10 protein-coding genes and 1 pseudogene are annotated in these 16,448 nt (G+C 42.5%); all 11 read left to right on the top strand.

From position 1 onward, the window contains the following. A pseudogene (locus ACHSBP_RS10280) lies at positions 1-419 on the top strand (LysR family transcriptional regulator); the annotation flags it as partial. 192 nt (positions 420-611) lie between these two features. Continuing rightward, entirely contained in the window at positions 612-1,493 is an 882-nt protein-coding gene (locus ACHSBP_RS10275) for a GGDEF domain-containing protein (protein WP_395388795.1), read from the top strand. 493 nt (positions 1,494-1,986) lie between these two features. Further along, complete coding sequence (trpS, locus tag ACHSBP_RS10270; RefSeq protein WP_395388794.1) at positions 1,987-3,006, top strand: tryptophan--tRNA ligase; 1,020 nt, start codon at positions 1,987-1,989, stop codon at positions 3,004-3,006. A 312-nt stretch (positions 3,007-3,318) separates the two neighbouring features. Next, positions 3,319-3,618: an isoamylase early set domain-containing protein gene (locus ACHSBP_RS10265; protein WP_010558178.1), complete on the top strand. Its 300-nt coding sequence runs from the start codon at positions 3,319-3,321 to the stop codon at positions 3,616-3,618. 5 nt (positions 3,619-3,623) lie between these two features. Further along, positions 3,624-5,630, top strand: a complete 2,007-nt coding sequence (gene malQ, locus ACHSBP_RS10260; RefSeq protein ID WP_395388792.1) for a 4-alpha-glucanotransferase — start codon at positions 3,624-3,626, stop codon at positions 5,628-5,630. Beyond that, the gene (gene glgB, locus ACHSBP_RS10255) at positions 5,617-7,803 is read left to right on the top strand and encodes a 1,4-alpha-glucan branching protein GlgB (protein WP_395388791.1); all 2,187 of its coding nucleotides are present in this window, start codon (positions 5,617-5,619) and stop codon (positions 7,801-7,803) included. Before malQ ends, glgB begins: the two co-directional genes overlap by 14 nt. After that, on the top strand, positions 7,803-9,929 hold the full coding sequence (gene glgX / locus ACHSBP_RS10250) for a glycogen debranching protein GlgX (protein WP_395388790.1): 2,127 nt from the start codon (positions 7,803-7,805) through the stop codon (positions 9,927-9,929). Before glgB ends, glgX begins: the two co-directional genes overlap by 1 nt. A 1-nt stretch (position 9,930) precedes the next feature. After that, positions 9,931-12,441 carry a glycogen/starch/alpha-glucan phosphorylase gene (locus tag ACHSBP_RS10245; protein WP_395388788.1) on the top strand — a complete coding sequence of 837 codons (2,511 nt, stop codon included), beginning with the start codon at positions 9,931-9,933 and terminating at the stop codon, positions 12,439-12,441. Further along, positions 12,434-13,753: a glucose-1-phosphate adenylyltransferase gene (gene glgC, locus ACHSBP_RS10240; protein WP_395388787.1), complete on the top strand. Its 1,320-nt coding sequence runs from the start codon at positions 12,434-12,436 to the stop codon at positions 13,751-13,753. Before ACHSBP_RS10245 ends, glgC begins: the two co-directional genes overlap by 8 nt. A gap of 9 nt (positions 13,754-13,762) precedes the next feature. Further along, positions 13,763-15,310, top strand: coding sequence for a glycogen synthase (locus tag ACHSBP_RS10235; protein WP_395388786.1), 1,548 nt, complete (start codon positions 13,763-13,765; stop codon positions 15,308-15,310). A gap of 84 nt (positions 15,311-15,394) precedes the next feature. After that, positions 15,395-16,309 (top strand): polysaccharide deacetylase family protein, encoded by a 915-nt coding sequence (locus ACHSBP_RS10230; protein WP_395388785.1) that lies wholly within the window; start codon positions 15,395-15,397, stop codon positions 16,307-16,309. Positions 16,310-16,448: the final 139 nt, after the last annotated feature.

Below are 16,448 nucleotides of genomic sequence, written 5' to 3'. Positions count from 1 at the left end.
TCGCGTTTTTATTCGAACCACCATTTACCGAAGACATAATGAACGAGAAGGTCGCAACTGTACCTTTGCAACTAGTGTCGACTGATCGTGACATGACATTACACAATATTGAGAATATGGTTATGGTTGATTATGGTGAGTCGGTAAACAGTCAAATTTTACGTGATTACAGCGAGTTAAATGCTATTCGCCATCATATGAGTCAACCGCGCATCGCGCTAAACTTTATTTTAGAGGCATCGGGTTGTGCCTACTTACCAAAACAAATGTGCTTTGAGCATATTCGCAAAGGTAAATTACATGCGGTTGAGGGAGCACCTGAATATAGCCGCGATATCTATGCTATTTACCTTGCAAAAAGTCATAAGAAGCAGTTGGTGCAAGATGCGCTTATGTTATTCCCATACGTGCGCAACTAATTTGTAAGCTGGAATTTTCAATAAATTTTATTTATCAAAAATCTGATATTGAAAATTTATTTTTATTGTTGACTATAAGTTAAGCGTTTTAAAGTCAAAATTCTGAAGATTTTTTTCATCTTATTTTTTCGTAGGCAATGTTTTGTTTTTATTTAATAATGAGCAAAAACAAAAATCGTTTTTAGCGTCTCTATGAATAATCCGAAAATCCGTCAAGTGGGTATTTTTACCGAGTCAGAAGAAATAACCCATTGGTTAGAGTGCACGCTCAAGCTCACAACGCTGTCGTTTGATAGTATATGTATTCTCAATAAATCGAGTGATATTGTTAAAAATAGCCCGTCGCTGATTATTGTTACCGAGCGTAAATTCAGAGCGCTGTACAATTATTTGAATAAAGCAAACACGTTACTGCCTGTGCTGGTAGTAACGCGCGACTTTAATGGTTTTAGCGTGCCAAACGCCAATCATTTAACTATCGATTTGTTGCCATTACCTGCAGCTACTATTGGTTTGCTTGAACATAGTATTAAAGCCGTTTTTCAAGACTTTAAGCTCAATCAGGAGCTAACAAAGCTTGCCCATTATGATGCACTAACGGGCGCTGCAAATCGGTTATTGTTTCAAGACCGTTGCAAGCAAGCGCTTAAAATGGCAAAGCGCAATAAGCGAGCGGTTAGTTTATTGTATTTTGATCTCGATGATTTTAAACCGATTAATGATACTTACGGCCACGATATAGGCGATGAGCTATTAAAGCGATTTGTTAAAGTTGTGTCTTCGGTTAGCCGAGAAACTGATACGTTAGCGCGGCTTGGCGGCGACGAATTTGCCTTGTTGCTGCCAGATACTCCTGAATCTGAGCTGACGCAGTTTTGCCAAAAATTAGTGCAGTGTTTAGCGCAGCCGCAGCAACTAAATGAACAGTTAATTGAAATTAAATGTTCAATAGGTGCTGTTTCGACCTCAAAAGAAGAACATGTAACCTTAATCCCGCAAAAGCTTATCAAGAAAGCAGACCAAGCAGTTTATCTGGCAAAAGAAGTTGAAGGCACTAGCTTTGTGATAGCTTAATTGAATTAAATAGGTTGGATAATGGTGTTGTTTGTAGGGATCTGTTTATCGTTGCCGTTCAATTTATTCTGATCAAGCGTACTTTTATCGCTGTGTTCGTTCCTTGTTACCCGACATGGATGTTAGGAAAAATAACGTTGCAGAAGCACAAAATCTGTATCACTCATTTATTTCGCATAACCCACCTTAATTGTTCTGTTTTGTCTAAAAACTACATTAGCTACCGTATAAATAGAATCTGAAGGTTTGTTAGTTATGGTTTACATCTCGGTAGTTAATCTCAATCTTTGATTGTGAAATTTGTAGAGGTTTGCTAACGTGTTGGCGTTATGAAAAATACATTACATATTTCGACTATCACATCATTCACATCTTGGTGGCGCTCACAATAGAGCGGCGCAGGATTTTCACATTCTTAAGCTGCTGGTAGGTAGCTTAAGCAACGTGTCTTTTTTGTATCTCCAGTGGCTATTTTTTATCTTGGAGATACACAATGAAACAGACAACATCACAGCAAAAAGAAATAATTTTAAGCGGCGACAGAGCCACAGGCCCTCTGCATTTAGGGCATTTTGTTGGCTCACTAAAACAGCGCACCCAGCTGCAACATCTTCACGAGCAAACCATTTTAGTCGCCGATATGCAGGGCCTAACCGATAATGCCCACACCCATAAAAAAGTCAGCGAAAATATCCTAAATGTGGTGGCTGATTATTTAGCCGTAGGCATCGACCCTGTTAAAACCACTATTTGTTTGCAATCAAAACTGCCAGCCCTTGCTGAACTCACCATGTTTTACAGTAATTTAGTTACTATTTCGCGCTTAGAGCGCAACCCAACGGTGAAAAGTGAAATTCAAAGTAAAGCCTTTAATCGCAGTGTACCTGCGGGGTTTTTAACCTACCCAATCTCACAAGCTGCGGATATCACCGCGTTTAACGCCACGCTTATTCCGGTGGGTGATGATCAACTGCCGATGCTTGAGCAAACCAATGAGATTGTAAGAAAAATCAATTCACTTGCTGGCAAACCGATTTTAAATGAATGCCTTGCATTATTAAGTAATGCGCCGCGCTTACCAAGTACCGACGGGAAAAACAAAATGTCTAAAACCATGGGCAACACCATTAATTTAGGTGCAAGCGAAAAAGACATTCGCGCTGCGGTAAAGTCGATGTACACCGACCCAAATCACTTGCGAGTAGAAGACCCTGGGCAAGTTGAGGGCAATGTAGTTTTCACCTACCTTGATGCGTTTCACCCAGACACCACCTATGTTGCCGAGCTAAAGCAGCAATATCAACAAGGCGGTTTAGGCGATGGTACAACCAAAAACATTTTAGAAGATTGTCTGCAAACGCTTATCGCCCCAATTCGTGAAAAGCGCGCGATGTATTTAAACGATAAAGCGCAGTTGATTGATATTTTACGTAAAGGCAGCGAACACGCCGACCTTAAAACGCAACAAGTTTTGCTTGATGTAAAAGAGGTGTTTGGCTTGAATTTGTTTTAACCCATTTGTTAACTGTGAAGCGATGGTCACTCACAGTTAACCTGTTTATTAATATATGAAATTAATTCACATTCGCATTAGTTTTATTCGCTTGTACCTTTATTAATAACTTCTATACTCAATTGGCTTATATTTTGCGTTAAAAGGATATATAGCGAATATTTCGTCTTATTTGAGATTGTCTGCATCAATTTTGTGCATAAAAAGTTTTTTATGCACTGTCACGAAGCGTAAATATTCCTATGTTTAGATAATCACAGTTTATACGCTGGGCAGTTTGAAGCGTGTTAGTTAAATGGAAAGGAAAAAACAATGTTAACTAAACGATTTTTTAAGACCAAGCAAGAAGCAGAAGTAACATTTGAATTTGCAGCAGAAGCTGACACCCATGTGTCGTTGGCGGGCGAATTTAACGACTGGCAACCTGTTAGTATGAAGTACGTTAAAAAGGATCAGGTTTTTCGTACCAAACTTCGCTTACCTATCGAACAAGATTTCCAATTTAAATACCTCATTAATGAGCAGGAATGGCAAAATGACCATGCTGCAGACCACTATTTACTAAACGAGTTCGGCACTGATAATTCAGTTGTTTCTACAACACGAGCTTAACGTGCGTGAATGAAGTAGAACAATTGTGCTATCTACAAGGGGTAGCACTCGATTATGTCGACTATTACGGCCAACAAAAGCGTATTGACGATGACGTAAGGCGCGCCATTCTTACGGCATGTGGTCACCATGTGCACGATAACGAGTATGTCCGCGATAAAAATCGTCAATTGGATGGTTTACCTTGGCAGCAGGTGTTGAGCGAGTTTCAAGTTACATCATCAGAAAACGCGTTTTTGACAGTACGTGCACAAACGTTTGAGCCTGAAAAGCAACTCGAATTAGTAATTGCAGACAACCAACAAGAGTGCTGCCGCTTGTCGGTATCACTTAACGATAGTATGGAAGAGGGCAATTACGTATTAGATGGTGTGCGCTATTCTCAGTACCGCATTACGTTGCCAAAACTAACGCCTAATTATTATCAGGTTGAGTTAATTTATCGCTCTAACATAACCACATCGCAAGCTTTTAATGGCACGCTGGCAGTTGCTCCTGTGAGTTGTTACTCATTGACTGAGCAGCAAAAGGTGTGGGGCATTTCGTGTCAGCTTTATACCCTTCGTGATAAACGAGAAAGTGGCTTTGGCGATTTTTCGTCGTTGAAAGAGCTTATTCAGCGCAGTAGTGAAAAAGGCGCGGATTATATTTTGCTTAATCCACTGCACAAACTGTTTGTCACTGAACCAGAGCGGGCTAGCCCTTATAGCCCAAGTGACCGCAACCAAATTAATCCACTTTATATCAGCCCAAGGCTGTGCGTTGATTACTCATTGCCAAATGGTGAGTATCAAAGTAATGCAACGCACATCGATTATCGCCAAGCAACCACCCATAAATTTAAATGCTTTAAAGTGATGTATTTAAATTTCTGCGAATTGGAATTAGCAAACGCAACGCAACGAGCGAACGAGTTCCGCGAGTTTGTTGAGCGCTATCAAACCTGGCAGCTTTCTGAATTTGAATATTATTTGCAGTGGGTTGCCAAAGAGCAACTGGATTACTGTCAGCGCTATGCCAAAACCAAAGGCATGACGATCGGGCTTATTTTAGATCTAGCCGTAGGCTGTACCCGCGATGGCGAAGAGTATAAGCGTAATCAAGCGCTGTTTGTGGAACATGCAAATATTGGTGCGCCGCCTGATCCATGGGCCCTTGAAGGGCAAGATTGGGGATTGGCTGTGCCCGACCCGTTGAAACTAAAAGAAACTAATTTTGCCCACTTTATTAGTTTAATTCGCGCCAATATGACCGCCGGTGGCCTGCGTATTGATCACGTTATGGGGTTATTGCGGCTTTGGTGGTGTGTCACAGTCGATGAGCAACCAGCTGGCTGTTATGTGTATTACCCATTTAATGAGTTACTGGCGATTTTATGCTTAGAAAGTCATCTAAATCAATGTGTAGTCATTGGTGAAGATTTAGGCGTTGTGCCACAGCAGATTAAGCAAAGCTTAGACAAGGCGCATGTTTATGGTAACGATATTTTTTATTTTGAAAAAGATCAGAACGGGCAGTTTATCGCGCCACAAGCGCACCGCAAACATGCAATGTTGATGATAGCAAATCATGATGTCGCGCCATTTTATGCGTGGTGGCAACAGCGTGATATCGAAACACGAAAATCGTTTTCGCTGTACTCAAACCCTGAACAATTTGGCTATGATATAACGCAGCGCGAGCAAGATAAATTAGCCTTGCGCGAATGGCTAAAAGCGGCAAACACATTACCAAATTCAGATGATGCGAGTGCTATTTATGCCGCAGTTGTTGCGACACTGAGTGCATCAAACTCGCAATTTTTATGTTTACAACTGGATGATCTTAGTGGCGAAACCTTCGCAGTCAATATTCCAGGAACCGATCAAGAATACCCTAACTGGCGACGTCGCCTATCACGCAATTTGCTTACTATTTTTGGCCCAATGTCCCATGAAGAGCAACACACCAGCGTGCAACAACAGCGATTTTGGCAGTTGCTAAATGCTAGGAGAAATAATGTCAGTAGCTAACTTTGCTTCGCTCAATGAACACAACACGTTAGAAAAAGCACATTCGCTGCACCGTGGCGATTTTATCGATGCGTTTAGCTTTTTGGGTAAACACACTATTAATAATGAATTAGCGGTAGTTCGCTGTTATATACCAGGCGCTAAAAAAGTCGCGATTTGTAGTGAAAATCAACAATTAGCTTTGGAAAAGTTTCAAGATACCGCGCTTTTTCAGTTGGTAGTAAGTCACAATAAAGTCGCCGAGCCAATTAAACTTGATATCGATTATGGTGATTGTCAGGTGCAGCGTTACCATGCATATAGTTTTGAATCGAGCCTTGATAGCGAAGCAATGTATTTGTTTAATCAAGGCACGTTGGCACATGCATATCGCCACTTTGGCGCGCATTTAATAACGCAGCAAGGGGTTAAAGGCACACGTTTTACCGTGTGGGCACCCAATGCAAAAGCGGTTTCTGTGATTGGTGATTTTAATCATTGGGATGCCAGTTGCTACCCAATGCGCTTTCACCCTGCATCTGGGGTGTGGGAAATTTTTATTGGGGAAGATTTAAGCGATAAAAATTATAAATACAGCCTGCTAACCGAGCACAACCAGCGCATAGAAAAAGCCGACCCATTTGCGCTGCAAATGCAGTTGCCGCCCCATACGGCCTCGCGGGTAGCTAGCTTACCAAAAGCTCCTGCGCCAATTTTGCCAATTAATAAATTCAATCAAGCAATCAGCATTTATGAAGTGCACTTAGGTTCGTGGCGTCGCAATGTTGAGCAAGGTAACGGTTATTTGAGCTACCAGCAACTTGCCGAACAATTGATCCCGTATGTATTAGATCTTGGTTTTACCCATATCCAGTTAATGCCAATCAGTGAATTTCCATTTGATGGTTCGTGGGGCTATCAACCCGTTGGCCTTTATGCGCCAACCAGTCGTTTTGGCGATATCAATGAATTTGCCGAGTTTATTCGTCAAATAAAAGCCGCGGGGCTAGGCGTACTGATTGATTGGGTGCCGGGGCATTTTCCAAATGATCCCCACGGCTTAGCCATGTTTGATGGCACTCATTTATATGAACATGCCGATAAACGCCAAGGCTACCACCCTGATTGGAATACCCATATTTATAATTACGACCGCGCTGAGGTACGCAGCTTTTTGCTGTCAAACGCCACATATTGGCTGACGGAATTTGGTATAGATGGTATTCGTGTCGATGCAGTGGCATCGATGCTTTACCTTGATTACAGCCGCGAAGAAGGGCAGTGGGTAGCAAATTGTTATGGTGGCCGTGAAAATCTCGGAGCCATTAGTTTACTGCAGCAAATTAATGCCAGTGTTTACGGCGAAAATTCAAATATTGTCACGGTTGCTGAAGAGTCTACTGCATGGCCGGGGGTGACCAAACCCACTGACCAATCGGGTTTAGGTTTTGGTTTTAAATGGAATATGGGCTGGATGAATGACAGCCTAGAGTATATGAAAAAAGATCCCATATACCGCCGCCATCACCATAACGAGATGACGTTTTCATTAGTCTATGCGTTTAGCGAAAATTATATTCTGCCGCTATCGCACGATGAAGTGGTGCACGGTAAAGGCTCACTAATTAATAAAATGCCGGGCGATGACTGGCAAAAGTTTGCGAACTTACGTGCATTTTATGGCTTTATGTGGGCACATCCCGGTAAAAAACTACTGTTTATGGGCGGTGAATTTGCTCAATATGATGAGTGGGATCATGATAAGAGCCTAGACTGGCATTTACTTAATGAGGCTAAACATCAAGGTATTTTTAACCTTATAAAAGCGTTAAACACAACCTATAAAGCCACTCCGTCACTATACGAAAAAGATAATAGCGGCGAGGGCTTTCGCTGGATTGATGGCGGCAACGCCGATCAAAGCGTGTTTAGTTTTATTCGTAAAAGTAGCAGCGAACCAAATGTAATAGCGATATGCAATTTTACGCCCGAGGTGCATGAAAACTTTAAATTAGGTGTACCAAAAGCAAAACGGTATCAGTTGGTATTAAATACCGACGACACGCAATTTGGTGGCAGTGGCGTATTAGTTGAAAACGAATTACCCGTAATCAAAGAAGATAATCATGGCTTCGAATACAGTATATCGTTAACGCTTGCACCACTTGCGACCTATTATTTGGTGGCAAAATAATGGTCTCAGCCCGTTTTGCAATTCGCCCAGGAAACACCTCGCCACTGGGTGCAACACCAAGTGAAAACGGCACTAACTTTGCTATTTTCTCTGAACGCGCAACTAAGGTTGAGCTGTGCTTGTTCGATCAAAGTGGCCACAGCGAGATAGCGCGCATTCCACTTTATCGCGATGAGCAAGATATTTGGCATATTTTTATTCGCGGCGTGGGGCAAGATCAGCTCTACGGTTACCGAGTTTACGGCAAATACAACCCGAAAAAAGGATGTTACTTTAATCCCAACAAACTACTGTTAGACCCTTATGCAAAATCGTTGTTTGGTGAGTTTAGCTGGGGCAATGCGCACAGTGCAGATGAAGTGTTTTGGCAACTTGATTCGGCAATGGATATGCCAAAATGTAAAGTATCAACACTGCCTTATTACACGGGTACTAAACCGAATATTCCGTGGCATAAAACGGTTATTTATGAATGCCATGCCAAAGGCGCCACTAAACAATATACCTCTATTCCCGAGGAATTACGTGGTACTTACTTGGGTTTAGCTCACCCCAACTTTATTTGGCATCTAAAAAGTTTAGGCATTACAGCCATCGAGTTGTTACCAGTGCATAGTTTTATTAGTGAAGCGTTTTTACCTGAACGTGGCCTAAGTAACTATTGGGGTTACAACACCCTTAACTTTTTTACGCCGCACTTAGCCTATGCCCATACTAAGCAAGAACGAGAGTTCCAGCAAATGGTATCGGTACTACACGAAGCGGGTATTGAAGTTATTATTGATGTGGTTTTTAACCATACCGCTGAGGGTAACGAGCAAGGGCCAACCTTGTCACTTCGCGGCATTGATAACCAAACTTACTATCGATTGCAGCAAAATAATTTTGCCTATTATGTAAATGATACTGGTTGTGGTAACACGCTAAATATTTCACACCCTAAAAGTTTACAGCTGGTAATGGATAGCTTGCGCTATTGGGTGCAAGTGTATGGGGTTGATGGTTTTCGCTTTGATTTAGCCAGTATTTTAGGCCGTGACCAAGATGGCTTTAAAAAACATCACACTTTCTTTCAAACCCTCGCGCAAGATCCCGTTTTAAAAGGCGTGAAACTGATTGCAGAGCCTTGGGATTTAGCGATTGATGGCTATCAACTCGGTAATTATGTTGCTCCGTGGCGCGAGTGGAACGACCAATACCGTGACACAGTGCGCAGCTTTTGGCGTGGTGATACCAGCATGCTGCCAGAGTTTGCTCGTTTCTTTCACGGCTCAAGCCATTTGTTTGAGAAAAAAGGACGTTCGGTTACCTCTAGTATTAACTTTATTACCGCCCACGATGGCTTCACCTTGGCCGACTTAGTCAGCTATACCAATAAACATAATCTAGCCAATCAAGAAGAAAACCGCGATGGTCACGATCATAATTTATCGACCAATTGGGGCGTTGAAGGGCAAACCGAAAACAGTGAAATCAATGCATTGCGTTTGCGTGCGCAAAAAAACCTGCTGTTAACCTTATGTTTATCTAACGGTGTGCCAATGCTGTGTGGCGGCAGTGAAGTGGCACATTCGCAAGGTGGCAACAATAACGCCTATTGCCAAGATAACGAAATAAGCTGGATTGATTGGCACGCTAACGGGTTAGATGAGCCGCAACAGCATCCGCTGTACCAGTTTATTAGTCGCGCTCTAAAACTACGCAGTGAATTTTCCTTGTATCGCCAAAGCCACTTTATTCACGATGATGACCCGCGCTTTAGTGTTACTTGGTTAAACGAACACGGTGCGCTAATGCAAGACAGTGATTGGCATAACCCAGACGGCCATTGCCTTGGTTATTTAATGGAAGATATTCAAGACGATAAAGCACTTTTACTGCTGTTTAATGCATCCAGCAATAACGTAATGTTTAAGTTGCCGGAGCAAGAAGCGCATCATTGTTGGCGTATTCGACTGTCATCGCATTCTAACGAACGGGATGATGAATGCGTAAGCCCAGGACAAATGCTCACCCTGAGTAGCTACAGCGCATGGGTGCTTTCAAGCCACATTAAAATGCCCGCCAATAAGCAGCATGCAACAGATACATCCCAAACGTTCAATTTAACTAAGCAAGGAGTTTAGTGTGAACAAGCAATCAAATTTAGCCGATAAAAAAACGCCTTTACCTTCAAGCATTATTGAAAATTCAGATCTGAGCGAAGACTTATATCGCCATTTTTATTACACCTTAGGACGCGATCAGGTCAATAAATCGCAGCGTTATTTGTATCAAGCGTTAGCACTTACCATTCGTGATAGGTTGGTGGCAAAGTGTCGCCAAACCAACCAACAGCGCGATAGCGCGCCACATAAACAAGTGGCATATTTATCGCTCGAGTTTTTAATGGGCCGTGCGCTAAATAACGCGATTTTAAATTTAGATTTAGCACCTGAAGTAACCGAGGCGCTGACCCAATATGGCAGTGAACTTGAGCAAGTTGCTGCGGCTGAACATGACGCAGGCCTTGGCAATGGTGGTTTAGGACGTTTAGCGGCGTGCTTTTTAGATAGCTGTGCCACACTAAAACTGCCTGTGGTTGGCTACGGCTTACGCTATGAATATGGCATGTTTAATCAATCACTTGAGCAAGGGCGTCAGGTTGAACAGCCCGATCACTGGCTACATGAAGGGCATCCGTGGGAAATTGCCGCACCAGAGCAAAGCCAACGAGTGAAATTCTTTGGTCATGTGGAAGTGTATAAAGACAAACATGGCCGCGAGCATCGCAACTGGGTAAATACCCAAGATGTGTTAGCTGTGCCCTATGATGTGCCGATCCCAGGTTATCGCAATGATGTGGTTAATCGACTACGTCTTTGGAAAAGTGAAGCAACGGAAGAATTTGATTTAAGAGAGTTTAATGCGGGCAGTTACCCAGAAGCGGTTGCCAAAAAGAACCAAGCTGAACAAATCACTATGGTGCTTTACCCGAACGATGCCAGTGAAAACGGTAAAGAGCTGCGTTTACGCCAGCAGTACTTTTTATCAAGCGCAACACTGCAAGACATTATTGCTAAATGGGTAAAACAATACGGTGAAGATTTCCATAACTTCCCGAAATACCATGTTTTTCAACTAAACGATACGCACCCAAGTATTGCCGTGGCTGAGCTGATGCGTATTTTACTTGATGATCATCAGCTCGATTGGGATAAAGCATGGCAAATTACCTCAAGTACCATGGCGTATACCAATCATACCTTATTGCCTGAAGCGCTAGAAAAATGGCCTGTCAGGCTATTTGAGCGTTTACTACCGCGTTTACTTGAAATTATTTATGAAATTAATGCCCGATTTTTACAACAAGTAGCAACCTGCTGGCCGGGCGATACACAAAAGCAGCGCGATATGTCGCTAATTGAAGAAGGACCAGAGCCCAAAGTTCGCATGGCATATTTAGCCATTGTCGGCTCGTATTCAGTAAACGGTGTTGCTGCACTTCATACTGAGCTACTCACTAACGGCTTATTTAGCGACTTTTATGCGCTGTGGCCTGAGCGCTTTAATAACAAAACCAATGGCGTAACACCACGGCGTTGGTTGTCCCATTGTAATCCTAAATTGGCGCAATTAATAAACCAACAAATTGGCGACGAATGGGTCAGCGATTTCAGTAAAATTAATGCATTACGAGCAAAATTTGATAATAAATCGCTGCATAAAAAATGGCAAAAAGTGAAGCTTGAAAACAAACAAGCACTGGTGGATTTAGTCAAGCGTGAAACTGGCGTTGAGTTTGATGCGACCATGCTGTTCGATGTGCAAGTTAAGCGTATTCATGAGTACAAACGCCAGTTACTTAACATTTTGCATGTTATTCACCTTTATGAACGTATTCGCGAAGGGGAACTAGAAGGCTTTACACCGCGCTGTGTGTTATTTGGTGGTAAAGCGGCACCCGGTTATTTTATGGCGAAGCTGATTATTCGCTTAATCAATCATGTGGCGGATGCCATAAACAATGACCCAGCTGCCAAACCTTATTTGCGCGTAGCATTTTTGCCTAATTATAACGTTACGGCGATGGAAACCATTTGCCCTGCAACGGACCTCTCCGAACAAATTTCGACTACAGGTAAAGAAGCGTCGGGCACGGGAAATATGAAGTTTATGATGAATGGTGCACTCACCATTGGCACCTTAGATGGCGCAAACATTGAAATTTCAGAAGCGGTTGGCCTAGATAACTTCTTTTTGTTCGGCGCTAAAGCTGAGCAATTGGCGCAAATTCGTGAGCATTATAACCCCAATGACATCATTGCAAATTCACCAAACTTATCACGTGTGATTACATTGATTGAAAGTGGTCATTTTAACTTATTTGACCCAGACTTATTTCAGCCACTGATCAACTCAATCCGTGATAACCATGACCAATGGCTCACTGCTTACGATTTTGACAGTTACGTTAAGGCGCAAGAAGCCGCAGCTGCACTGTACCAAGACCAAAGTGCTTGGACCCAAAAAAGTATTTTAAATACGGCCGCATCAGGTATGTTTTCGAGCGACCGCACCATAAGCCAATACAACTCAGATATTTGGCAAGTTAAGGCAATCGAATTCAACAAGGCACAAGGAGAACGTAATGCCTAATTCCGCAAATCGTTATATAAGTAACCTTACCCGCGACACCTATGCACTGATTTTAGCTGGTGGCCGGGGCTCGCGTTTAAAAGAATTAACCGATTGGCGCGCAAAGCCTGCGGTGTATTTTGGCGGTAAGTTTCGCATCATTGATTTTCCGCTGTCGAATTGCATTAACTCGGGCGTGCGCAAAGTAGGTATTGCTACGCAGTATAAATCGCATAGCTTAATTCGCCATGTTAATCGTGCGTGGGGTCACTTTAAAAAGGAACTAGGTGATTCAGTTGAGATTTTACCCGCATCGCAACGTTATAGTGATGACTGGTACTGCGGCACGGCCGATGCGGTGTATCAAAATATGGACATTATTCGTCACGATTTACCTAAATACGTAATGATCTTATCGGGTGACCATGTTTATCGTATGGACTATGGTGAGTTGATTGCTAAGCACGTAGAAACGGGCGCGGACATGACGGTATGTTGTTTAGAAGTGCCGGTGGAAGAGGCGGCAGGCGCTTTTGGTGTGATGGCGGTGAACAATGAAAAACGCGTACAGCGCTTTGAAGAAAAACCAGCGAACCCAGCGCCATTACCGAACGACCCAACTAAGTGCTTAGCATCTATGGGTAACTATGTGTTTAATACAGAGTTTTTGTTTGAACAATTGAAAAAAGACGCGCAAAACAGCTGCTCTGGCCGCGATTTTGGTCACGATATTATTCCATCGATCATTGAAGAGCATAATGTATATGCGTACCCATTTAGAGATACGCGCCAAGGTGGCACGCCTTATTGGCGTGATGTAGGTACGCTAGATTCATTCTGGGAAGCCAATATGGAGCTAGTATCGCCAACGCCATCGCTTGATTTATACGATAGAAACTGGCCTATTTGGACTTATCAAGAGCAACTGCCGCCCGCTAAATTTATTTTTGATGATGAAACGCGTCGCGGTATGGCGGTGGATTCAACAGTGTCGGGTGGTTGTATTATATCAGGCTCAACCATTCGCAAATCACTGCTTTTTTCAAATGTGCATGTGCATTCGTATTGCACAGTGGAAGAAACCGTTGTGTTACCGGGTGTTGTGATTAACCGAAACTGTGTCATTAAAAAAGCCATTATTGATCGTAGTTGTGTTATTCCTGAAGGGTTAAGCATCGGCGTTGATCACAAACAAGATGAAGCCAATGGCTTTAGAATTTCAAGTGGTGGTGTGGTACTTGTGACGCGCGATATGATTGCTGCACTGGCAAAAAAGTCGCAAGAAGCGGATGCCGAAACGAATAAATCTTCAAGCCAAGCGGCGATTGCATAAGAGGACTGTATGCGAATTTTGATGTTAGCGGCCGAAAACGATTGTATTTCGGGCGCGAAAGTTGGCGGTGTCGCCGATGTAATTCGTGACGTGCCAAAGGCACTTGCAGAGCATAATATTAATGTGGATGTGGTGATCCCCGATTATGGTTATTACCACAGCCATTACAACGGTGAGTGTGTCGCAGAAGTGAGCTTTTCATTCGCTCACCAGCAGCACATTGCCTACCTTTATAAATTGCACGCAATCTCAAGCGACAAAGTAACCCAGTATGTAGTGGTGCATCCGCTCTTTCAACAAGCTGGAGAAAGCCGCGTTTATTGTCATGATGAAGATAACCGCCCATTTGCCAAAGATGCCACCAAGTTTGCGCTTTTTTGTAATGTTATTGCCGAGTGTATTTTACAAGGGCATTTAGCGGCAGACATTTTTCATTTGCATGATTGGCATGCGGCAACTTTAGCTGTACTTTTGAAGTTTGATACACGCTATCGCGACTTTACCAATACTAAGCTGGTATACACAGTACATAATTTAGCGCTACAAGGTACGCGACCATTTAACGGCGATGATTCAAGCTTAGAGGCGTGGTTTCCAAGTTTAAGCTACGACGGCCAGCAATTATGCGACCCGCGTTACCCATTTTGTTATAACCCAATGCGCGCAGCAATCAGTTTGGTTGATAAAGTACATTTTGTATCAGACAGTTATGCCGAAGAGGTGCTGAGTGCCAGCGACCATCAAAATGGCATTTATGGCGGCGAAGGGCTTGAACAGGTACTTGCAGACAATAGCGACAAACTGGTAGGCATTTTAAACGGGTGTGAATACAGCAATGAGCCTGAGCCTAAGGTCACGCTCGATTGCTTTTTACGCAGTAGTAAAACTTGCCTTCGAAACTGGATGAGTCGTTTTGAGCAATTAAAAACCGTGCATTACCTTGCCAATGAGCAAATTTCACTATGGCAAGATAGTCCACAGTTTAAAGGCCCCATTGTTTCGAGTATTGGCAGGTTAACTGAGCAAAAAGTGCGTTTATTACTTGAACGTGCTGATGGTGAAGTGGCACTAAGTACAATGCTTAATCACTTAAGCGAAAAAGGCGGCCGCTTTATTATGCTTGGCAGTGGCGACAGCCATTACGAGTTTTTGTTAATGCAGCTTATGGCAAAGCATAGTAACTTTTTGTTTTTAAATGGCTATGGGCAAAGTTTGTCGGACGATCTATATCTTCTTGGCGATATTTTCTTAATGCCAAGCTCGTTTGAGCCATGTGGCATAAGCCAAATGCTTGCTTTAAAAGCAGGGCAGCCGTGTATTGTGCATGGAGTAGGCGGTTTAAAAGACACGGTCAAACACCGCGAAAATGGTTTTGTATTTGAGGGCAATACCATTAGTGAGCAAGTGCACTCGCTGCAAAGCGTATTTAACGAGGCGCTAAACTGTTACATGAACGACACCACACAGTGGCAAACTCTGGTGCACACCGCTAAAGCCAGCCGCTTTAGTTGGCAAAGCAGTGTCGAGCAGTATTTAACTAAACTGTATAACAACTAATGTTATAAATAACAGTTAGTTGCATTGTTTAAATTAAATACCAATGTTAGGGTGACTAAATAACACTAGTCACCTTTTTTATTTATGAAGCCTTTTTTATTAATCACATCTATTGTTGTTTCTTTGTTGTTTTCAAACACTACAAGCGCAAAGCATATCGCCTTTACCTTTGATGATGCGCCACGAAAAGCAACTGGTTACTTTGATGGGCCAACGCGCGCGAAAACACTGATTAAAGAACTAAACGATCACGGCATTAAACAAGCGGCATTTTTTGCAACCACACGCCATTTAAATGAAGAAGGCAAAGCGCGATTAAAGGCGTACGCCAATGCTGGGCATATTGTTGCTAATCACACTCACACCCATCCTGATATCAACAAAACCAGCTTAGAAGATTATTTACAGGAAATTACAACTGCTCATAATCAAATTAAAGACTACCCAAACTTTAAACCTTGGTTTCGCTTCCCTTACTTGCGAGAAGGTGATACCCAACAAAAGCGTGACGGCGTGCGTGCTTATTTAGCTAAAAATGATTACAGCAATGCATATATCACACTTAATAACTACGATTGGTACATTGAAAACTTATTTCAAGATGCGCTAAAAAATGGCAAAGAAGTCGACTTTGATAAACTAAAAGAGTTTTACATCGATGTAATTGTACAAGGTGCACAATACTACGATGAATTGGCAATAAAATACCTTGGTCACTCGCCAAAACACGTTATTTTGTTGCATGAAATGGATATTACCGCCCTGTTTGTTGGCGATTTAGCCGATGCTTTTCGCGAAAAAGGATGGCAAGTTATTTCGCCAGAAAAAGCCTACCAAGACCCAATTGCCAGTTATCAAACTGAGCGTGTGATGAAATATAACCCAGGACGCATTGGCGAAATTGCAAAAGACAAAGGACAAACTAAACAGCTGTGGCACAACACCTTAGATGAAACGTATTTAAAAGCGCGCTTTGACAAGGAAGTGGTGAATAATTAGCTGTCAGCTACAAATGTGTAAATTTACGCAGAGTAATACTATTAAATATATTTTGTGTTTCATAAACTCTAATTTACAAGTGGGCAAAAATTGCACGTACTACCTTTTTACAAGCCAAAAAAAGCGTGCATATACCGAA

Source organism: Pseudoalteromonas sp. XMcav1-K, from assembly GCF_044005875.1.
In the GTDB taxonomy this organism is placed as follows: Bacteria; Pseudomonadota; Gammaproteobacteria; order Enterobacterales; family Alteromonadaceae; genus Pseudoalteromonas; species Pseudoalteromonas spongiae.
This window is presented reverse-complemented; position numbering and strand designations above follow the sequence as displayed.

Excerpts from the sequence above, each read along its gene's own strand:
- ACHSBP_RS10275 (WP_395388795.1), top strand. The coding sequence starts at position 612 with ATGAATAATCCGAAAATCCGTCAAGTGGGTATTTTTACCGAGTCAGAA.
- trpS (WP_395388794.1), top strand. The coding sequence starts at position 1,987 with ATGAAACAGACAACATCACAGCAAAAAGAAATAATTTTAAGCGGCGAC.
- ACHSBP_RS10265 (WP_010558178.1), top strand. The coding sequence starts at position 3,319 with ATGTTAACTAAACGATTTTTTAAGACCAAGCAAGAAGCAGAAGTAACA.
- glgB (WP_395388791.1), top strand. The coding sequence starts at position 5,617 with ATGTCAGTAGCTAACTTTGCTTCGCTCAATGAACACAACACGTTAGAA.
- glgX (WP_395388790.1), top strand. The coding sequence starts at position 7,803 with ATGGTCTCAGCCCGTTTTGCAATTCGCCCAGGAAACACCTCGCCACTG.
- glgC (WP_395388787.1), top strand. The coding sequence starts at position 12,434 with ATGCCTAATTCCGCAAATCGTTATATAAGTAACCTTACCCGCGACACC.
- ACHSBP_RS10235 (WP_395388786.1), top strand. The coding sequence starts at position 13,763 with ATGCGAATTTTGATGTTAGCGGCCGAAAACGATTGTATTTCGGGCGCG.
- ACHSBP_RS10230 (WP_395388785.1), top strand. The coding sequence starts at position 15,395 with ATGAAGCCTTTTTTATTAATCACATCTATTGTTGTTTCTTTGTTGTTT.